Origin of the sequence: Ferrimonas marina (genome assembly GCF_900129905.1) — a bacterium.
Lineage (GTDB): Bacteria > Pseudomonadota > Gammaproteobacteria > Enterobacterales > Shewanellaceae > Ferrimonas > Ferrimonas marina.
Window position 1 is genome coordinate 478,956 of sequence record NZ_FQXG01000001.1, and the last position, 20,265, is coordinate 499,220.

Consider the following 20,265-nt stretch of genomic DNA (forward strand, 5'->3'; position numbering starts at 1 on the left):
TTTCACAGGGGTTACACAATTGTTATCCCATACGCCTGCGAGTATCAACCTATTTACGGGCGAAATGGTCTTAAATTTAAGGAGTTAGCGAGAAATTCAAACGACCATTTAAAGTCGGGGATTTGAATGGGCAGGTAAAGGGCCGGTTTAACAGCGGAAGAAGAGGATTAGTTCTATGAAAAATAAAGGATTTTGGATTTTCACACCGACTGACGGCCTGGTTAAAATACCGAAATCCGTTTGAAGTTAATGCTCTATTCTGACTCTTTGCGAAGTTCGACAAACTGACCCTGTGAGTTCAAGCGCAGCAGGAACCAGCCATTGACACCGTCGCGGGTCAGGTGGGGTCGAAAGTAGCGTGGATGAATGTGCATCACCCGGCCCTGGGTATCCTGGCACACCACCACCTCGGCCTGGCCCTGGTAGTAACGGGCCATGGCTTGCCAGGGGATACTGAGGTGAAATCGGTACTCTTGCATCGGAAAACGGGGGAGCGCGACTGCCCTCCCCCTGTTCAGTTAGCCCAGCGACTTGCTGACCTTCTCATACAGGTCACGGCTGAGGTCCGGCAGATCCGCCAGACGCTGCAGCTGTGCCTTCATCAGCCCCTGTCGGGTCTCATCCAGCTCGCGCCAGCCCATCAGCGGCGTCATGATCCGTGCCGCACACTGGGGGTTGATGCCGTTGAGTTCGATCAGGCAATCGGTGAGGAAGCGATAGCCGCTGCCATCGATGGCGTGGAAGGCGTTGCGGTTGCCGGAGGCAAAGGCCCCCACCAGCGCCCGCACCCGGTTGGGGTTGGCCATATCAAACGCCGAGTGGCCCATGGCAGCGCGGATGGCATCGAGCACATCGGAGCGCGGCGCCATCGCCAGCTGGCTGAACCACTTGTCCATCACCAGCGCGGAGTCCTGCCAGCGTTGCTCAAACTGGGCCATCAGCTGCGCCGCGACGGGCAGGCGTCCCTGGTTGACGGCGTTGAGCGCCGCCAGGGTGTCGGTCATGTTGTCGGCAGCGTCGAACTGGCGCTGGCACAGGGCCTGGGCATCCGCCTTGCCGCCCAATGCCAGCAGGAACAGACAGCGGTTCTTCAGTGCCCGCTCGCCAATGGCCTTGCCGTCGTTGCGGTAAGCCTGGTTGGCGTACTGCTGGTAGCGCGCCTGCAGTTCGTCCTCCAGGGCCAGGCCAATCTGGCTCATTACCGCACGGCGAGCCAGGTGCAGCTCCTCCACATCCAGACCGGCAACCTCCTGGGCCAGGGCCTGCTCCGGCGGCAATGCCAGCATCTCTGCCACCAGGGCAGGATCCAGACCCGGCTCCAGCAACACCGGCCGCAGGGCATCCAGCACGGTCAGCGGCAGCTGTTCCAGCTCGCCATTGACCAGGGCAACCACCTGCTTGGCCAGCAGTCGCTGGGCGGCATCCCAACGGACAAAATCGTTGTCGGCGCTGGTCATCAGCAGCGCCAGCTGCGCATCACTGAGGCTTTGCTCCAGCTTCACCGGGGCGGAAAAGTCCTCAAACAGAGAGGCCACCACCGGCTCAGAGACCTGTTCAAACTCCCAGCTTTGCTCGGCCTGCTGCAGGTTGAGCACGTTATTGGCTGGCTCGCCGTTGATCACCAGCGGCACATTGTTGCCCTCGCCGTCGAGCAGCTGCAGCTTCACCGGGATATGCAGCGGCTGCTTATCGGCTTGATCCGCAGTGGCCGGGGTGTGTTGGCTCAGGGTCAAACGATAGCGCTGGCTGGCGGGATCGTACTGCTCCTGCACCGACACCACCGGGGTGCCTGATTGGCTGTACCACAGACGGAACTGGCCCAGGTCGACGCCGCTGGCGTCCTCCATGGCGGCGACGAAGTCATCGCAGGTGACGGCCTGTCCATCGTGACGCTCGAAGTAGAGCGCCATGCCCTGCTGGAAGCGCTGCTCACCCAGCAAGGTGTGCATCATCCGGATCACCTCTGCGCCCTTGTCGTAGACGGTAACGGTGTAGAAGTTGTTCATCTCGATCACCGAATCCGGGCGGATCGGGTGCGCCATCGGGCCGGCGTCTTCGGCGAACTGGTGGCTGCGGATGGTCTTCACCGCCAGGATGCGGTTAACCACCGGTGAGCCCATGTCGGCGGAGAACTCCTGGTCACGGAACACCGTCAGGCCCTCTTTCAGCGACAGCTGGAACCAGTCGCGGCAGGTCACCCGGTTGCCGGTCCAGTTGTGGAAATACTCGTGGCCGATGATGGATTCGATGCGATGGTACTCGTCGTCGGTGGCGGTGGTGGGATCCGCCAGTACCGCCTTGGAGTTGAAGATGTTCAGCCCCTTATTTTCCATCGCGCCCATGTTGAAGAAATCCACTGCGACGATCATGTAGATGTCCAGATCGTACTCCAGGTTGAAGCGCTGCTCGTCCCAGGCCATGGAGTGCTTGAGCGAGGCCATGGCGTGTTCAGCCCGGCCCAGGTTGCCCTTATCCACGAACAGCTCCAGCGCCACCTCGCGGCCGGAGCGGGTGACGAAGGTATCCCGCAGGCAATCGAAGTCCCCGGCCACCAGGGCGAACAGGTAACTGGGCTTGGGAAAGGGATCCTGCCACTCGGCGAAGTGGCGACCGCCCTCCAGCTCCCCTTCCGCCACCTTGTTGCCGTTGGACAGTAGGAAGGGGAAACGGGCTTTGTCCGCCTCGATGCGGGTGTGGTAGCGGGCCAGCACATCGGGTCGGTCGAGGAAATAGGTGATGCGACGGAAGCCTTCCGCCTCACACTGGGTACAGAAGGCGCCACCGGATTGGTACAGCCCTTCCAGGGTGGTGTTGTTGGCGGGATCGATCTCGGTGACCAGTTCCAGCTCAAAGGCATCAAGGTCAGCAGGAATATGCAGTTGGCCCTCAGCCAGGCGGTATTGCTCCTGGCCCAGGCTCTTGCCGTCGATGGCGACCGATTGCAGGGTCAGCGCTTCCCCGTCCAGCACCAGGGTGTCGGCTCCGGGGCGTTGACGACGCACACTGGAACGGGCGGTAACCCGGGTGTGGTGATCGTCCAGTTCAAACACCAAAGACAGGGTATCGATGGTGTAATCGGACGGTTGGTAATCCAACCGTTGTTTAGCTTGCATTGCCTGCATGAGCGGCAGCCTCCTTACTACGTCTGGCCCGAGTGACGGGCGCCTTGGCGGCAGTATAACAAGCCAAGGCGGCCCAGCCCCATGCGGTTTTACCGATTGGGTAGTAAGTGAACAGCCGCGTCGCTACAGGGTCATCAGCCCGGACAGCTGCAGGAACACCAGGGTGATCGCCACCGGGGCCACATAGCGTACCGACACACGCCAGATACGGAAGATCACCGGGTGGGTGTCGATCATCCGATGGGCGATCGCCTTATCGACGAAATAGCCGGTAAACAGCGCGGTGATAAAGCCGCCGATGGGCAGCATTAGGTTGGAGGTCAGGTAGTCGATGGCATCGAACAGGTGGAAGCTGCTTTCGCCCCACTGGAACTGGGTCCAGCTGGCACCGGACTGGGAGAAGATGGTAAGCAGGCTAAGCAGGCCGATGCCGGTCCCGGCGGTCATCGCCGCCCCCATCCGGGTAAAGCCACGGCGCTCCACCAGCCAGGCCACCGAGGACTCGATCAGCGCCAACGCCGAGGTGAACGCCGCCACCACCAGCATCAGGAAGAACAGGCCACCGAACAACTGGCCCAGCGGCATGGTGCCGAAGGCGATGGGCAGGGTCAGGAAGATCAGGCCCGGTCCGGCCCCCGGCTCCAGGCCGTTGGCAAACACGATGGGGTAGATCGCCAGACCTGCCAGCATCGCCACCACGGTGTCCATCACCGCGATCCAGACCGAGGTCTTCACCAGCGAGGTGTTGTCCGGCAGGTAGGCGCCGTACATGGTCATGATGCCGCTGGCCAGTGACAGGGTGAAGAAGCTGTGGCCCAGCGCCACCAGCACCCCGCTCCAGCTCAGGGCGGAGAAATCGGCGTTGAACATAAAGCTGACCGCCGCACCGAAGTCACCGCGATTGGCGGCGTAGAGCACCATCACCACCAGCAGCACAAACAGCGCCGGCATCATCCAGTTCACCGCCCGCTCCAGACCGTGGCGTACGCCCTTCCCCACCACCAGGATGGTGATGGCCAGCAGGGCAAAACTCCAGCCCATCGCCTGGGGCGCACTGGCGTTGAGATCGGAGAACAGGGTGTTGAAATCCGAAGCTGAGCGACCATCAAACACCCCGGTAAAGCCATAGAAGGTGTAGGCCAAGGCCCAGCCGGCGATAACGATGTAGAAGGAAAGGATCAAAAAGCCGGTGAGCACACCAAACCACCCCACCACCGCCCAGCGCGGGCTGCTGCCGGAGGCCTCGGCCAACAGCTTGGCGGATTTGGCCGGGGCCTGGCGGCCAAACTTGCCGATCACCACCTCGGACATCATCACCGGGATACCGATGAAGAAGATGCAGAACAGGTAAACCAGGACGAAGGCGCCACCGCCGTTCTCGCCCATGATGTAGGGGAACTTCCAGATATTGCCAAGTCCCACGGCTGCCCCGGTCGCTGCCAGCACATAGGTAAAGCGGCTGGACCAACGCGCGTGGGTCACATTCTCTCGGCTCATATCACATCCTTGATGTTATTATTTTGTAATCCCTCACATTTTTTACACGTTGGCCGCCCCTTGGGCAAGCGCTCATAAAAAAACGCCACCCGAGGGTGGCGTTTTTCAATGACATTCATATCACTGGTTCTTGGACTGTTTGGCGGTCAGGGTCCAGTCCACCATATCCAGGGTGATGGCCCCGGCTTCGTCCAGCAGGAAGTCCGGCACCTCGATGTCGTCATCGGCGTCGGCCAGGTCTTCCACCGGATCCATGCCGTGCAGACCGCGGCGCAGGTTGAGGCGGTCCAGCTGGCGCTGGTCATCTTCCGCCTCTTCCGCTTCCCGCTCAGCACGGACCAGGGTAATCCAGCCCTTGTCCTTGTTCTTGCGGTAGCGCTGGATGTCGTCTTTGAGCAGGTCAAACTCCTGTTCCTCAACGATGCGTGAGTCGTGACGCTGGGCCAGGTAGCTCACCATGTCGCCGGGCACCCGATCGACGGTACCGTAGCGGGCCTTAGGCACAGAGTCCCAGGGCAAGGCATTGGTCTCCTGGGATTCACCAAACTCACCGTCCACCACGAAGCTGGGGAAGGACAGGTCCGGCATCACACCTTTGAGCTGGGTACTGCCGCCGTTGATGCGGTAGAACTTGGCAATGGTGTAGGTGACGTTACCCATCGGCTTATCGTACAGATCGTAGATCCGACCCAGCTGGCGGTGCTGCTGCACCGTGCCTTTACCAAAGGTTTGCTCACCCACCACCAGGGCACGACCGTAGTCCTGCATCGCCGCGGCGAAGATCTCGGAGGCGGAGGCACTGTAGCGGTCCACCATCACGGTGAGCGGGCCGTCATAGGCCACCCGACCGTCGTTATCGCCGTTGACCGAGATACGGCCACGCTGATCGCGGATCTGCACCACCGGCCCCTGGGGGATGAACAGCCCGGTCAGCAAGCTGGCTTCGCTCAGGGCGCCGCCACCGTTGCCACGCAGGTCGATGATCACCCCTTCCACGTTCTGCTCTTCCAGTTTGGCCAACTCAGTGGCGACATCCTGGCTGATGTTCATGTAGAAGCTGGGGATGTCGATCACGCCCAGGCGGCGAGCCTGACCGTTGCCCTGATCCACTTCGAGTACCTCGGACTTCACTGCCCGGTCCTCGAGGCGCACCTTGTCGCGGACGATCTGGATCTGCTTGGCCCGGGCATTGTTGCCGTCTTTGGCCGCCAGCACCTCCAAGGTGACCACGGAGTCCTTGGGACCCTTGATCAGGTCCACCACGTCATCCAGGCGCCAGCCGATCACATCAACGATCTCTTCGTCGTCCTGACCGACACCGATGATGCGGTCATCCGGCTTGAGGTCGCCCTGCAGATCCGCCGGACCACCGGTCACCAGGGAGCGGATCACGGTGTAGTCGTCGGTCATCATCAGCACCGCACCGATCCCCTCCAGCGAGAGATTCATCTCGGTCTGGAAGCGATCTGCATTGCGGGGAGAGAGGTAGCTGGTGTGGGGCTCAACCGTGTAGGCAAAGGCGTTCATCACGCTCTGGAACACGTCTTCGCTCTGGGTTTGGGTCAGACGCTTGATGGCGTTGTTGTAACGCTTGCCCAGCATCTCCTGGATCTCCGGCCACTCCTTGCCGGTCATCGCCAGATTCAGGGCATCGTACTTGACCCGTTGACGCCAAAGCTCGTCCAGTTCCGCGGTGGTCTTGGGCCAGTCGGCGTCTTCCCGGTCGAAGTGGTACTTGTCATCCGCGACGTCGAACTTGATCTCCTCATCCAGCAGCGACAAGGCGTAGGAGAGGCGCTCGTAGCGACGCTGCAGCGACAACTGATAAAGGGCATAGGCCTGGCCCAGCTCGCCCTTGGTAACCTCGGAGGCAAAGCGCTCTTCCAGGCCATCAAACTTGGCGATGTCGGACGCCAGCAGGATGCTGCGATTGAAATCCAGCTGCTGCAGGTAGCGCTCGTAGGCCTGCTCGGAGAACTCGCCATCAAACGCCACCTGGCGGTAGTGGGAGCGAGTGAACAGATCGGCCACGCGCTTGCTGGCCACCTTGTGTTGTGACTCCTGCTGCAGCTCCGGCAGCTGATCCGCACCCAGGGTGGGGGTCAGCGCCAGGGCGTGGGCACTGAGTAGCGCGCCGGCAACAAAGGCTGAGAGGGTTCTTTTGATCATCAACTCGCTACTCCTTGTGACACATCCCTAAAGATTACTTGCGAATGTGTTCAGCTTTGACCTTAACGGTAAGACCTGACTCTAAACGCACCATGACATCATCCCGGTTCAGATCGACGATAACGCCTTTGGCCGGGGTACGGCCCAGCTTCACCATCACGGTCTGGTCAACGCGCAGTTCTTCTGCTGAGACTTTCTCAAGTGGCGGCAGGTTCCGCGGTTGTTCGGATTTTTGTTTAAGCTTAGCCGGTTTTGCCTGGGCGGCACGCTCTGCACGGGCGCTCGGACGACGGGGCTTGGCCTTGGCTTTGGGATCCTTGGCCTGCTTCTCCTGACGGGCCTGACGGGCCTTCTCCTGGCTCTCCTTCAGGGCTTGCTGAGCGTGTTCAATGTGTTCCGCTTCCAGCTCACCGCAGTCGTTACCATCCAGGTCGACACGAACCGCGCCGGGCTTAACCGCACGCAGGTAGCGCCAGCTGTTGGTGTAGCGACGTACCGCTTGGCGCAGTTGAGTCTTGCTGACCTTTGAATCCCCTTCCAAACGCTCAGCCAGCTCCTGGAACAGGCCGATCTTCAGCGGCTTTGCATCACCCTCAACGGAGAAGCACTGGGGAAAGCGTTCTGCCAGATAGGCGATCACTTCCTTCACGTCCTTCAGTTTCTCTGGGTTTTCCGGGGTGTTGTTTTGTTCAGTGGTCATCAAAAATCTTCCTGGCCCTGTTTGGGGTCAAAATGGGTAAATAGTGCTTCGACGAAGGCATCAAGCATATCGTCGTCCAGCTCTAGCAGCTGGGGATTGAACTGCCACGTAGGCCACACCGACTCCAGCATCTGCTCCAGCAGGGCGACGTCGATGTCATTATCGGCCATATCGTATACCGCGTGGTAAAGGCGGTTGATGTTTTCTGCGGCCAACGCTTCTTGCCCTTCCCACTCACCGACCTCGTAAGGCTCCATCAGGTAAGTGTGAACGGCGACAAACTCTTTCAACTGTGTTGCTCCAAATGGGTTTCCAACACCGACACCAGGGCCTGAATGCCATTGGCGTCCGCTTCACTGAAGCGGTTTTGGATCGGGCTGTCGATGTCCAGTACACCGATGATGCGACCGTTTTGCCGGATCGGCACCACCAGCTCGGATTCGCTGGCAGCGTCACAGGCGATGTGGCCCGGGAAGGCATGCACATCGTCGATGCGCTGCACTTCACCGCTGGCCACGGCGGTGCCGCACACCCCTTTGCCCACCGGAATGCGAACACAGGCGACCTGGCCCTGGAACGGACCCAGCACCAGGGTGTCGGCGTCGTCCAGCAGGTAAAAGCCGGCCCAGTTCACTTGCTCCATGGCGTGATAGATCAGGGCAGAGAGATTGGACAGGTTGGCAATCAGGTTGGGCTCGCCGGCCATCAGGCCTTGCGCCTGTTGTGCCAGCAACGCGTAATCTTGGGATTGAGGCGACAGCATGTTGGAAATTTACAGTAATTATCAGCCTGCCATTAACCCAGTTTCCACCCCAAGAGTCAAGCCGCGAACCGCATGGGAAGCCCAGAGTGCGCACTCCGTCGCCAAGTGGGCGTTCTGCCGGGGAGATGGTAAGATAAGTGTCTTATTCAGAAGCAAATAGAGTCACTGACGTCTTGGCCATTGCCCCCATCCTCTGCCCCACCTGTGATGCCCAGGTTCGGCACCGCGCCCTGCCGGTCGGTTTGAAGGCGGATTGCCCCCGCTGTGGTAGCCGATTGTACGACCGCCCCTTTTGCGATCTGGGCGGACTGGCGGCCCTGACGCTCTCGGCCCTGATGATCTACTTCCCAGCCAACCTGATGCCGATCATCGAGATCAACCTGGTGGGCAATCTGCGGGCCACCACGGTGCTGCATGGCGCCCTGACGGTGATTGAGCAGGGCTATTACCTGGTGGGGCTGGCGGTGATCCTGGCCGGGATCGTCGCGCCACTGCTACTGCTGTTGTCGGTACTGGCGCAGTTGGTGCTGTTGGAGCTGCGCATCGGCCAGGGCCTGCTTAAGCAGCTGCTGCTGCACCACCCTACCCTCAATGAGCTGAGCATGGTGGAGATCTACATGATCAGCATGCTGGTTTCTGTATTCAAGCTGACCGACATTGCCGACCTGACTTTTGGGTGGGGAACGCTATGTTATATATTGTTGTTTATTATGATTTTCTACGTGCAGTACGAATATAACCCGCAGCGGATGTGGCACCATTATGAGCAACGCTTCTCCTGAGGCGCCCAGCTGGGTGCGCTGCGGCGGTTGCGGCCTGACCTGCACCAGCGCCAGCCATTGCCCCCGTTGCGGCAGTGCCCTGCACCTGCGCAAACCCAACAGCCTGCAATACAGCTGGGCGCTGCTGATCACCGCCGCCTTCTTGCTGTTCCCCGCCAATGTGCTGCCCATTACCCAGTTGACCAACCAAGGGGTCACCACCTACGACACCATCTACAGTGGCATCCTCTCACTGGTGGAGAACGAGATGCCCGCCATCGCGGTGATCGTTTTTACCGCCTCGGTGGCGGTGCCGGTGGCCAAGGTAGTGGGCCTGCTGGTGGTACTGACCACCATTACCCTTAGGCTGTCGCTGCCACGACGGCGCCTGACCGCCTACTTCCACATTATTGAGTTTATTGGCCGCTGGTCGATGCTCGACCTGTTTGTTATCTCCATCATGGCCAGCCTGATCAACATGGGGCAGCTGCTTTACGCCAAGCCAGCCCCGGCGGCCACCTATTTCGCCCTGGTGATCCTGTTCACCCAACTCTCTGCCAAGGTGCTGGATACGCGCCTGCTCTGGGACCTGGAAAAAGACACTGATGAGCTCTGATTTTCAACAGCCGACCATTCACGGCAAACGCACCCTGTCACCCATTTGGGTTTTGCCTGTGCTGGCCTTCGCCCTCGGCCTCTGGCTGCTGTACAGCTACATCCAGGAACGTGGCACCACCATCGAGGTGCGCTTCCCCACCGCCAACGGCATCGAAGCCAACAAGACGCTGGTGCGCTACCAGGGCCTGGTGGTGGGTCAGGTCACCAAGGTCAACCTGGCACCGGATCATCAGTCGGTGGATGTGGTGATCAACATGCAGCATACCGTCGACAGCCTGCTGCGCGAGCAGACCCAGTTCTGGGTGGTGGCGCCCAAGGCGTCACTGACCGGGATCCAGGGCCTCGACGCGCTGTTTACCGGCAACTACATCGCCATGGAGCCGGGCCCGGGTCCACGACGCACCAATTTTACCGGTTCGCTGGAGATGCCGGTCTCTGCCCAGGACCGCGAAGGCCTGCAACTGCAGCTGGCCGCGCCCAAGCGGGGCTCGCTGAGCATCGGCAGTGGCGTCTACTTCCAGCAGGTACAAGTGGGTGAAGTGGTGGACTTTGCCCTGCAGCCAGATCAGCAACAGGTGCTGTTTGATGTGGTCATCGAGCCGCGCTACCGCTCGCTGGTGCGCCAGGAGAGCCGGTTCTGGAACACCTCCGGAGCGGAGCTCAGTGCCAGCCGCCAGGGCATCAAGGTGGAGCTGGAGAGCCTGGCCAGCCTGCTGGCCGGTGGCATCACCTTCTCCTCACCGGAGGAGAGCGCCGCGGCCATCGACGGTACCGAGTTCGCCCTGTTCAACAGCGCCGATGACGCCAATCCCGTGGTCCCCATCCATCTGCGTGCCGACGACGCCGAGGGGCTCAATGTGGGTACCGCCATCCTTTACCGTGGCCTCGAGCTTGGCCAGGTAACCCAGATCGCCCTGACTGAACAGGGGGTGGAGATCGATGCCCAGATCCTCGCCACCTACCAGCACCTGCTGCGTCAGGACAGTCAGTTCAGCCGGGTTGGCGCTAAGCTGGGGCTGGACGGCGTCGCCCACCTGGATACCCTGATCTTCGGTGACTTCATACGGCTATGGCCCGGTGACGGCGAGCCCGCCGCCCATTTTGTCCTGCACAACGACATCCCCGATGGCCTGCAGGAGGGTCGCTACTTTACTTTGAGCCACCCCCACCTGGCCGGGATCGCCCCCGGCGCCCCGATCCGCTACCTGGGGGTCACCGTGGGCGAGGTTGCTGACGTGGCCCTGGCGGCGGACGGGGTCGAGCTGACAGCCTGGATCGACGCACCACACCACCAACTGGTGACCGAGCAGAGCAAATTCTGGCGCAATGCACCGGTGGACGTGCAGGCCGACCTGTCCAATCTGCGCGTGCAGGCCCAACCGCTGGACCTGCTTACCGGCGGCATCGCCTTTAGCAGTGCCGAGGGCAACCCCGCCAGTGCTGGCCACCGCTTTGCCCTGGCCGCGGATGAGGCCAGCGCCCACGCGGGTACCCCGCTGCGCTTTGAGCTGACCAGCCCGCACCTGTCCGGGTTAAGCGAAGGCGCCCCGGTGCATTTTCGTGAGCTGGCGGTGGGCCGGATCGAAGCAATTCGTCTGGTCGAGGGCAGTATGGCAATCACCGTGGCCATCGATGCCGAGCATCAGCAATTGGTCAACCAGAGTTCTCGCTTCTGGCATCACAGCGGGGTCAAGGTGAAAGGCTCCCTGGCCGGGGTTGAGGTGGACACCGCCCCGTTGGCAGCGATGCTGCGTGGCGGCCTGAGCTTCGACAACAGTGATACCGAGCTGGCCCCGGGTCTACCCAGCGATCGTCGTATTCATCCGGACGCGGACAGCGCCCGTCACGACAGCCATAGCCTGACCCTCTACCTGCCGGCCCGCGCAACCATCAATGTCGGTGCGCCGATCCGCTACCAGGGCCACGACATTGGCCGAATTGAAGGCATTGAGCTGGAACAGAGTCTTAAGCACCAGGTGCTTAACGCCCGACTGCATGGCCGCTGGGCCGATGCCTTCCGCATCGAAGACGCCCGTTTTCACCTGGTGCAGCCGGAGATCGGCCTGTCCGGGATCCGTAACCCCGGTGCCCTGCTCACCGGCAACTTTATCCAGGCTCAACCCGGTCAAAGCGCGGCACCACGCCAGTCCTTCTATGTGTCCGAGCAGCCGCCCCGGCACCAGCCCTACGACGGCGGTCTGACCCTGGTGCTGAACCAGAACCGCCTGGGTTCGCTGAAGATTGGCAGCCCGGTGCTGTTCCGCCAAATCAAGATTGGTGAGGTGATCGCCACCGAGCTGGCCGCCGACGGCGACGGCGTCGACATCCATGTGGCCATTCATCCGGAGCGGCAGCACCTGGTCAATCAGTCCAGTCGTTTCTGGAACGCCTCCGGCTTGCACGTGGACATCGGCATCTTTACCGGTACCGAGATCAACACCGAGTCGCTGGAAACCCTGATCGCCGGCGGCATCGCCGTGGCCACCGAGCAGCCCACCACAGACCAGAACCGGCTGGCTGAGGGGGCACGGTTACCACTGAAGGCCAACGTCGACAAACGCTGGCTGGAGTGGCAGCCGAAGCTGTAACCGCTATCGCGCCTAACCGAAGAACCAGTAGGTGACGGCGATGGCCGCCAGGATCCCCGCCAGATCGGCGGCCAGGCCACAGGGGATGGCATGGCGGGTACGGCGGATCCCCACCGCCCCGAAATAGACCGCCAGCACATAGAAGGTGGTCTCGGTGGACCCCTGGAACACCGAGGCCAGGCGGCCAGCAAAGGAGTCCGCTCCCTCCGCCGCCATGGTCTCCAGCATCATCGCCCGGGCGCCGGAGCCGCTGAAGGGCTTCATCAAGGCGGTGGGCATCGCCTCAACGAAGCGGGTATCGCCGTTAAACGCCAGCACCATAGACTCGATCAGCCATAACACGCCGTCCAGCACCCCAGAAGCACGCAGCGAGCCGATCGCCAGCAACATCGCCAGCAGGTATGGCAGCAGCTTGACCGTGGTGTGCAGCCCCTCCTTCGCCCCCTCGACGAACTCATCAAACACCGCCACCTTGCGCCAACTGCCCGCTATCAGGATCAGCATGATCAGGGCGAACAGCGCCAGGTTGCTCCACAGCACCGAGAAGGCCTGCAACTGGCTGGCACTGTAAGCTGACAGATTCAGCAGCAGCGCCAGCAGAAGCGCCAATGCGCCCCCGAACCAGGCCAGCAGCACGCCATCGCGCCAGTTGATCCGCTGCACCAGGCACACCGTCAGCAGGCCCACCAAGGTGGAGGCACTGGTGGCCAACAGGATAGGGATAAACACGTCGGTGGGATTGGCCGCCCCTTGCTGAGCGCGGTACAGCAGGACCGCGATGGGGAACAGGGTGACCGAGGAGGTATTGAGCACCAGAAACAGGATCTGGGCGTTACTGGCCCGCTCCGGGGTAGGATTGAGGCCCTGCAGTTGCTGCATCGCCTTGATCCCCATCGGGGTGGCGGCGTTGTCCAGTCCCAGCACGTTGGCCGACAGGTTCATGGTAACGCTGCCCAGGGCCGGATGACCGCTGGGCACCTCTGGCATTAGCCGACGAAACAGCGGCGACAGGGCCCGGGCCAGTGCCTCGATCAGCCCTGAGCGCTCGCCGATCTTCATCAGCCCCATCCACATCGCCATCACCCCGGCCAGGCCGATGCCGATCTCCACCGCCAGCTTGGCCATCTCGAACAACCGCTCCAGCCAACGGGCAAAGACCTCGGGGTCGCCCATCATCCACTGGGCCAGACAGCCCAGGGCAGACAAAAAGAAAAAGCCTGCCCAAACCCGATTTAACACCCGCAATGCTCCCTGCTTAAATGCGCCAAGTCCGCGCCATCAGTGCATGCCTTAGCGCGGCACTGTGCTATAGTTGCCGCCGCTTTTTTTGTCCCTCAGGAACCGAACTATGGTCCAGTTTCCGCAGGAGTTTCTTGAACGTATTCAAGCCATCTTACCTGCCCACCTCAACCTTGACGACTTTGTTCGCATCAGCGGCGAGCCACTGCGTCCTGCCATCCGGGTTAACACCCTGAAGATCCCCGTGACGGACTTTGTTGCGCTGATGGCGCCCAAGGGCTGGCGACTGGACCCTATCCCCTGGTGTGCCGAGGGGTTCTGGCTGGAGCGGGAAGACAGTGAGGGGCAGTTGGGCAACACGCCGGAACACCTAGCGGGGCTGTTCTACATCCAGGAGGCGTCTTCGATGATGCCGCCCCAGGCCCTGTTCCATCTCTGCGCTGTACCAGACAGGGTGCTGGATGTGGCCTCAGCCCCCGGCTCCAAGACCACCCAGATTGCGGCGCGGATGGGCAACCAGGGCCTGCTGATAGCCAACGAATACTCCTCCAGCCGGCTGCGTGGCCTGCACGCTAATCTGCAGCGGATGGGCGTGCACAACACCGCCCTGACCCACTTCGATGGTCGTCAGTTGGGGCCGGTGTTGATCGAACAGTTCGATGCCATCCTGCTGGACGCCCCCTGCTCCGGCGAAGGCACCATCCGCAAGGATCCCGATGCGATGAAAAACTGGAGCATGGCCTCGATCGAGGCCATCGCCGAGGTGCAAAAGGGCCTGATCGAGTCTGCCTTTGCCGCCCTTAAGCCCGGTGGCGTGCTGGTCTACTCAACCTGTACCCTGCTGGGCGAGGAGAACCAGGCGGTGTGTCACCATCTCAAGCAGCAGTATCCGGACCAGGTCGCGTTTGAGTCGCTGGCTGAACTGTTTGACGGGGCGGAACAGGCGCTGACCGAAGAGGGTTTCCTGCATATCTGGCCGCAGATCTACGATTCGGAAGGGTTCTTTGTGGCAGCGCTGCGCAAAACCGGTTCTGTGCAAACCGAGATAAGCCCTAGCCGCAAGGCACGCTTTCCCTTTGTCCCCTGCCCTCGTTCGCTCGCGTCAGAGGTCGAAGCCTACCTGGCCGATACCCTGGGGCTGACACTGCCGCAAGGCGGCAGTTTGATGCAAAGAGATAAAGAGATCTGGTGGTTCCCCAACGGCTTAACCGAGCTCACCGACAAGGTGCGGTTCAACCGCTTGGGCACCAAGTTGGTGGAACAGCACAAGCACGGCTTCAAGCCCCAGCATCAGGCCGCCGTCACCCTGCCACTGAGCCTGTCCCGCGCCGTGGCGCTGGATCGCGAGCAAGCCCGGCACTACCTGATGGGTCGAGATGTGGCGATGAACAACCCCGGTGCCAAAGGTGAAGTGGTGGTTTATTGGCAGGATCAAGCGCTGGGATTGGCAAAATGGGTAGGAAATAAGCTTAAAAATTCGTTACCTAGGGATCTCGTGAGAGATAACGTCGGAAAATAACCAAACAAGGCGTCGTTTCTTTTCCCGCGACGCCTTTTTCTGGTCTAAGCTTTGGCGTAATCGCCTCATCACGGCGAATACGCTTCCCCTAAGCCTGTGACACCGGAATGGTTGCGGGCTTTTTTTTGTCCGCTCGAAAAAATTAAGCTAAAGAAAACAGTTTCTTATAGTTTTCACCCGTGGCCTGAGCCAGGGCTTCGTAACGCACACCCTTCAGATCCGCGACAAACTGCGCTACCTCCCGAACATAAGCCGGCTGGTTGGTTTTGCCCCGGTAGGGTACCGGCGCCAGGTAGGGGCTGTCGGTCTCCACCAGCAGTCGATCCAGTGGGATCTTACGTACCACGTCACGCAGCGCTTCCGCATTACGGAAGGTCACGATGCCGGAGATGGAGATGTGCAGACCCAGATCCAACGCCGCTTTGGCCATTGCCCAGTTCTCGGTAAAGCAGTGCAACACGCCCTGCTCTGCCTGGCCGTCGCGCAACATGGCGATGGTGTCCTCCCGCGCATCCCGGGTGTGGATGATCAGCGGCTTATTCAACCGACGGGACAGCTCAATGTGGCTGGCAAACGCCTGCTGCTGCAGGTCAATGGTGTCCTTGTTGTAGTAGTAATCCAACCCGGTCTCACCGATGGCCACCACGTGGTACTGGGCCGCCTTGTCCGCCAGCCAATCGGGATCAAAGCCATCCTGCACGTCCAGCGGATGAATGCCGCAGGAGATCACCACATCCTGGTGGGGCGCCGCCAGGGCCTCCATCCGTTCAAACCCCGCCTGACTGACGGAGACACAGAGAAACTGTTCAACCCCGCGGTCGCGTGCTTGATCAAGGATGGGGGCAAGGGCTTGGGGGTCATCGCCTTCGACCAGGCGGTCGAGGTGACAGTGGGAATCGATTAACACTATGGGATCCATGGATTGCAGTTCAGCGGCACAGGATACCAGCTATCGTCGGTGCACTGAACTGGCGGCTATCTCTGGGTGTAAAGCCTACATGGTGGAGGTCAGTTGATCCGAGCCCAGCTCACCGGCCAGCAGGGTCTCAATGGCGGGCTTGAACGGGTTGTCCTGCTGAAGAAATGCCAGCCCTACGCCGGGTGGACGGCCGCCCTGGGAACCCAGCGGGTTTATCCAGACCACCTGCCCCTCGAACTCGTGCCAATGGGCGGATTCCGGCAGGCGAAACCGCGCCGTTAACCGCTCACCCAACTGGTGCTCACTGGTGGTCATAAAAAACAGCCCACCGTAACGGATAAACGGCATGTAGGCCCGGTACAGCTGAGCGCTGGTTTCAAATTCCGTTTGCAGAATCACGATAAACTTCCTTGTATTCGCGCAGGATCGGCGGCCTAGGCTCCGCCGTGCTGACGTGGGATCTTGGCCAGCAGTTGCTGACACAGCGGTGTCAGGTTAAAGCCAGACTGCCGCTCTAGCAGTGCCGCGGTGTCCTGAAGCTCCGACAGCAGCGGGGCAAACAGCACCGCCCGCTCCGGCCGCTTTTTGGCCGCGTCCAGCAGTTCGAAGTAGAGCACCTTGAGCATCACCGCGCCCTGCTCCGGAGCGACACTGCCTAGCTCCGGTTCCAGTAAACCATGTTTTAGTGAGGTGCGCCACGCCTGGCGCCACTGCAGGATCTTTGGCGTCATCCCCTCCTCTACCCACTGGGCCAACACCCGTGGACCGCCGAGCAGGCGTTGCCAATAGGGCCATTCGGACAGGGCGTCAGCATCCATCCCCAGGTACTGCTGTACCTCGGCGGCAGTGGGGTCCGGTACCACCAAGCGCTGGCAGCGGCTACTAATGGTGGGCAGCAACACGCTGGGCTGATCTACCAGCAGCAACAGGTAAACCCCGGGCATCGGCTCCTCCAGGGTTTTCAACAGCGCATTGGCCGCGGCGGTATTCATCCGCTGAGCCTGGTGCAGCACCACCACCCGGGCACCGCCCTGGTGCGCGGTCCCCTCCAGTTGCCCAATCAGCTGACGCACGCCGTCTACCTTGATCTGCTGGCCATCGGGCTTGAGGTCGAAGCGATCCGGGTGGCTGCCGTTGGCCAGCAGTTGGCAGGCCTTACAGTGGCCGCAGCCCTCGCCGGTCTGACACAGCAGACGGGCGGCGATCTGCTCCGCCAGCTCCGCCTTGCCCACCCCGGCACGCCCCATCACCATCAGGGCGTGACCGAGGCGGCCCGCTTGCCGGCGCTGTTGCCATTGCGACAGCACCGGGGTCAGCCAGGGCATCGCCCTCACAGTCGCGACTCCAGCGCGGTGACGATCGCCTGGTGCACCGCTGCCATCGGCTGCGACGCGTCGATCTCAAGGATATTATCGTCTTCGGCAGCGGCGCTTTGGTAGCACTGGCGAGCCCGCTGGAAGAAGTCCAGCTGCTCCTGTTCAATCCGGTCCAACTCACCGCGCTGTCGGGCCCGTTCCAGGCCAATGGCAGGGTCGATGTCCAGGTAGAGGGTCAGGTCCGGTTTGAAGGTGCCCAGGGTGATGCCGGACAGCGCCGATACCGGCTCCGCCAGGCCGCGACCGCCGCCCTGGTAGGCCAGGGAGCTGAGGTCGTGGCGATCGCCTAACACCACCGCGCCGCGGGCCAGGGCCGGCTTGATCACCGTTTCCACCAGCTGAGCGCGGCAGGCGTACACCATCAGCAGCTCGGTCATGGGCGCCATCGGCTCCTCACGGGGGGCCTTCCAGATGGCGCGGATCTCCTCCGCCAACGGGGTGCCGCCGGGTTCGCGGGTGTTGACCAGTTCCCGCCCGGGGAAGCGCTGCTCAAGCCACTGCTGGATGACGCTCAACGCGGTGCTTTTACCAGCGCCTTCCAGTCCTTCGATAACGATAAACAGGCCGTCGTGTTTCATGGTGTCCGATTTCTGATGTAGCGGTTCACTGCGTTGTTGTGCTCACGCAGGGTTCGCGAAAATTGGTGGCTACCGTCGCCCTTGGAGACGAAGTAGAGGTAGTCGCTCTGGTCCGGGTGCGCCGCCGCCTCCAAACTCGCCAGCGAGGGGTTGGCGATGGGGGTCGGGGTCAGGCCATTGATGCGGTAGGTGTTGTAAGGCGTCCAGGTATCCAGGTGCTTGCGGGTGATCCGCCCCTGGTAGTCCTCCGCGCCGTAGATCACCGTCGGGTCCGTCTGCAGCCGCATCCCCAGGTTCAAGCGGTTAACGAATACTGAGCTGACCAGCGGGCGCTCCTCCGGGGTGCCGGTCTCCTTCTCGATGATGGAGGCCAGGATCAGCAACTCGTAGGCGTTTTTCAGCGGGATCGAAGTGTCGCGCTCCTGCCATACCCGTTCCAGCTCTGTGGTCATGCGGCGGTATGCGCGCAGCAGGATCGCCCGGTCTTCGGTGTCCGCGGTAAAGGCGTAGGTGTCCGGGAACAGCCAACCCTCAGGGTTGCTCTGCTCAGTGGCCAGCAGCGCCTGCAGTTGGTCAACGTCCTCAATGGTGGTGGTGACCCGGGGGTGCTGGTGCAGCTGCTCCAGCCACTGCGTCACCGTGCCCCCTTCCACCAGGGTGATCTGAAACTGCAGCTCATCGCCGGCAACCAGGTGGGTCAGTGCATCACGCAGACTCATCTGCGCGTCCAGGCCGTAGGTGCCGGCCTTGATCGCGGTCAGTTCCGGCTCCAGCCGCAGCGCCAGGCGCGCCCACCAGGCGGAGTCGATCACCCCGGCCTGTTCCCATTGGTTGAGCAGACTGCTCAGGCTCTGCCCCGGTGCCAGGGTCAGCTCGGTGGTCTGGCCCAGCGCCAGTGGGCGCTCCAGGGTCTGCTGGGTTTGGTAATAGAGATAGCCACTGCCAGCAAGGGCAGCGGTGATAGCCAGGCTTCCTGCCCAAACGGCTCCTTTTATCCAAGGCTTCAACGCCATAAGGTTCCCGCTTCGGTAATAGTTTGAATCGTTGGGTGAATAGGGAGGGGTCGACCGTCCAGCTCAATCAGCGGTACCAGCCCCATCAGGCAGTTGCTGATAAAGGCTGCCTGACAGTCCTTCAGCTGCGCGACGGACAGTGGTGCCACCCGCACCGGCAGGCCGAGACTTGGCAGCAAGCTCAGCAGGTGCTGGCGCATTACCCCGGCGATGCCGCAATGACTCAACGCCGGCGTGTGCCACTGACCGTCCAGCCAGACAAACAGGTTGCCGGCGGTGGCCTCGATCACCTCTCCCTGCTGGGATAAGACGACCAGTTCCGGCAGTTGCCGAAGCTGGGCCTCACGCTTGAGCAGCACCTGCTCGGTCCGCCCCAGGGTCTTGTGTCCCACCAGTGCGCCACCTTGGGCAAGACGCTGATGGGCCACCGCGGCCCGGATCCCATCCCGCTGCCAACTTGCGTAATGGCTGGGATACTCACTCAGGGCCAGCACCCGCCGTGGGGTCACACCGAACTGGCCCTGGTAACCGCGGCCGGCACTGCCCCGGGTCAGGGTCAGGCGCAGACAGCCCTGGGCCACCTCGGCACAAGCGGCCTTTAGCTCCGCTTCAACCTGCGCCCAGTCCGGCTGGGCCAGGCCCAGCAGGCGATTGGTTTGAGTCAGTCGTTGCCGATGCAGAGGCCAGAGGCAGACCTGCCCCTGCGCTACCCGCATGGTGGTGAAGTGGCCATCCGCCAGGGTCAGGCCGCGGTCATCCGCCGCCAGTGTCCCCTGCGGCTGACCATCTACCCAGAGCTTCATCAGCTGTCTTGACTGATGCGGCTGGCCACCGCGCCAGACTGGCCCTTGTACTTGGCGTTGGCTCGCTTGCTGTAGGGGCGCGCACAATCGCGACTGAGCAGTTCAAAGTTCAGCGCCCCGATGGGCATACCCGGTCGCAGTGCCAGCGGCAGCTTACCGGAGTTGAAGAACTCCAATACGATGTTGCCGGACCAACCCGGATCGATGCGGTGGGCGGTCACGTGCACCATCAGCCCCAGCCGTGCCAGTGAGGAGCGGCCATCCAGCCAGCCCACCACGTTGGCTGGCAGGGTCACCGACTCCAGGGTGATCCCCAACGCCAGCTCACCGGGGTGCAGGAAGAACGCCTGGTCCTCCGCCAGCACCAGCTCGTCGCTCATCACCGTCTCCAGCGCCGCCTGCACCTCCTCACGAGGGCCAGACAGGTCGATGAAGGGGGCGGTGTGATCCTGGAACACCCGGAACTTGTTGCCCAGGCGCACGTCAACACTGACGCCGCTGATCTTGCTGGTGTCCGGGCGAGGATCCATCTGGATCTTGCCGCTGTTCAGAAACTCTTCAATCTCGATGTCGGTCAGGCGCATCCCTATCCCCTGTTCT

At 61.7% G+C, this 20,265-nt stretch carries 19 protein-coding genes; 4 read left to right on the top strand and 15 right to left on the bottom strand.

Translation table 11 applies throughout. The annotated features are described in order from the left end of the window. Nucleotides 1–254: 254 nt before the first annotated feature. From BUC04_RS02185 to BUC04_RS02215, 7 genes are all read right to left on the bottom strand, one after another. Nucleotides 255–479, bottom strand: a complete 225-nt coding sequence (locus BUC04_RS02185; protein WP_067654733.1) for a DUF2835 family protein — start codon at nucleotides 477–479, stop codon at nucleotides 255–257. Between the two features lie 39 nt (nucleotides 480–518). Next, entirely contained in the window at nucleotides 519–3,122 is a 2,604-nt protein-coding gene (pepN, locus tag BUC04_RS02190; RefSeq protein WP_067654735.1) for an aminopeptidase N, read from the bottom strand. 123 nt (nucleotides 3,123–3,245) lie between these two features. Next, on the bottom strand, nucleotides 3,246–4,619 hold the full coding sequence (locus BUC04_RS02195; protein ID WP_067654737.1) for a sodium-dependent transporter: 1,374 nt from the start codon (nucleotides 4,617–4,619) through the stop codon (nucleotides 3,246–3,248). 120 nt (nucleotides 4,620–4,739) lie between these two features. Further along, nucleotides 4,740–6,788, bottom strand: a complete 2,049-nt coding sequence (gene prc, locus BUC04_RS02200) for a carboxy terminal-processing peptidase (RefSeq protein ID WP_067654739.1) — start codon at nucleotides 6,786–6,788, stop codon at nucleotides 4,740–4,742. 34 nt (nucleotides 6,789–6,822) lie between these two features. Next, nucleotides 6,823–7,488, bottom strand: coding sequence for an RNA chaperone ProQ (gene proQ, locus BUC04_RS02205; RefSeq protein WP_067654742.1), 666 nt, complete (start codon nucleotides 7,486–7,488; stop codon nucleotides 6,823–6,825). After that, nucleotides 7,488–7,778, bottom strand: a complete 291-nt coding sequence (locus BUC04_RS02210; protein WP_067654745.1) for a hypothetical protein — start codon at nucleotides 7,776–7,778, stop codon at nucleotides 7,488–7,490. The genes proQ and BUC04_RS02210 overlap by 1 nt, the downstream gene beginning before the upstream one ends. Next, nucleotides 7,775–8,251: a GAF domain-containing protein gene (locus BUC04_RS02215; protein ID WP_067654748.1), complete on the bottom strand. Its 477-nt coding sequence runs from the start codon at nucleotides 8,249–8,251 to the stop codon at nucleotides 7,775–7,777. Before BUC04_RS02215 ends, BUC04_RS02210 begins: the two co-directional genes overlap by 4 nt. A gap of 173 nt (nucleotides 8,252–8,424) precedes the next feature. On the opposite strand from BUC04_RS02215, the gene BUC04_RS02220 reads away from it, so the two are divergent. From BUC04_RS02220 to BUC04_RS02230, 3 genes are read left to right on the top strand one after another with little or no spacing between them, the layout of a single operon-like run. After that, nucleotides 8,425–9,033, top strand: a complete 609-nt coding sequence (locus BUC04_RS02220) for a paraquat-inducible protein A (RefSeq protein WP_067654751.1) — start codon at nucleotides 8,425–8,427, stop codon at nucleotides 9,031–9,033. Further along, nucleotides 9,014–9,628 (top strand): paraquat-inducible protein A, encoded by a 615-nt coding sequence (locus BUC04_RS02225; RefSeq protein WP_067654754.1) that lies wholly within the window; start codon nucleotides 9,014–9,016, stop codon nucleotides 9,626–9,628. Before BUC04_RS02220 ends, BUC04_RS02225 begins: the two co-directional genes overlap by 20 nt. Then, entirely contained in the window at nucleotides 9,618–12,218 is a 2,601-nt protein-coding gene (locus tag BUC04_RS02230; RefSeq protein WP_067654757.1) for an MlaD family protein, read from the top strand. Before BUC04_RS02225 ends, BUC04_RS02230 begins: the two co-directional genes overlap by 11 nt. A gap of 12 nt (nucleotides 12,219–12,230) precedes the next feature. Here BUC04_RS02230 and BUC04_RS02235 read toward each other — a convergent pair whose 3' ends face one another. Continuing rightward, a complete protein-coding gene (locus BUC04_RS02235; RefSeq protein ID WP_234977320.1) occupies nucleotides 12,231–13,406 on the bottom strand; it encodes a nucleoside recognition domain-containing protein in 1,176 nt (391 codons plus the stop codon). Between the two features lie 160 nt (nucleotides 13,407–13,566). Between BUC04_RS02235 and rsmF the strand changes: the two genes are divergently transcribed. Next, nucleotides 13,567–14,976, top strand: coding sequence for a 16S rRNA (cytosine(1407)-C(5))-methyltransferase RsmF (gene rsmF / locus BUC04_RS02240; protein ID WP_067654765.1), 1,410 nt, complete (start codon nucleotides 13,567–13,569; stop codon nucleotides 14,974–14,976). 142 nt (nucleotides 14,977–15,118) lie between these two features. On the opposite strand, the gene BUC04_RS02245 is transcribed toward rsmF, so the two are convergent. The 7 genes from BUC04_RS02245 to dcd form a co-directional block, all read right to left on the bottom strand. Next, nucleotides 15,119–15,883, bottom strand: coding sequence for a TatD family hydrolase (locus tag BUC04_RS02245; protein ID WP_067654769.1), 765 nt, complete (start codon nucleotides 15,881–15,883; stop codon nucleotides 15,119–15,121). An 87-nt stretch (nucleotides 15,884–15,970) separates the two neighbouring features. Continuing rightward, a complete protein-coding gene (locus tag BUC04_RS02250) occupies nucleotides 15,971–16,297 on the bottom strand; it encodes a PilZ domain-containing protein (protein ID WP_067654874.1) in 327 nt (108 codons plus the stop codon). A gap of 32 nt (nucleotides 16,298–16,329) precedes the next feature. Next, the gene (holB, locus tag BUC04_RS02255; RefSeq protein WP_067654772.1) at nucleotides 16,330–17,220 is read right to left on the bottom strand and encodes a DNA polymerase III subunit delta'; all 891 of its coding nucleotides are present in this window, start codon (nucleotides 17,218–17,220) and stop codon (nucleotides 16,330–16,332) included. Nucleotides 17,221–17,225: 5 nt separating this feature from the next. Further along, nucleotides 17,226–17,849: a dTMP kinase gene (gene tmk / locus BUC04_RS02260; protein ID WP_067654775.1), complete on the bottom strand. Its 624-nt coding sequence runs from the start codon at nucleotides 17,847–17,849 to the stop codon at nucleotides 17,226–17,228. Next, entirely contained in the window at nucleotides 17,846–18,862 is a 1,017-nt protein-coding gene (gene mltG, locus BUC04_RS02265; RefSeq protein WP_082766534.1) for an endolytic transglycosylase MltG, read from the bottom strand. The genes tmk and mltG overlap by 4 nt, the downstream gene beginning before the upstream one ends. After that, complete coding sequence (gene pabC / locus BUC04_RS02270; RefSeq protein WP_067654779.1) at nucleotides 18,853–19,665, bottom strand: aminodeoxychorismate lyase; 813 nt, start codon at nucleotides 19,663–19,665, stop codon at nucleotides 18,853–18,855. Before pabC ends, mltG begins: the two co-directional genes overlap by 10 nt. Next, nucleotides 19,665–20,249, bottom strand: a complete 585-nt coding sequence (gene dcd, locus BUC04_RS02275; RefSeq protein WP_067654782.1) for a dCTP deaminase — start codon at nucleotides 20,247–20,249, stop codon at nucleotides 19,665–19,667. The genes pabC and dcd overlap by 1 nt, the downstream gene beginning before the upstream one ends. Nucleotides 20,250–20,265 lie beyond the last annotated feature (16 nt).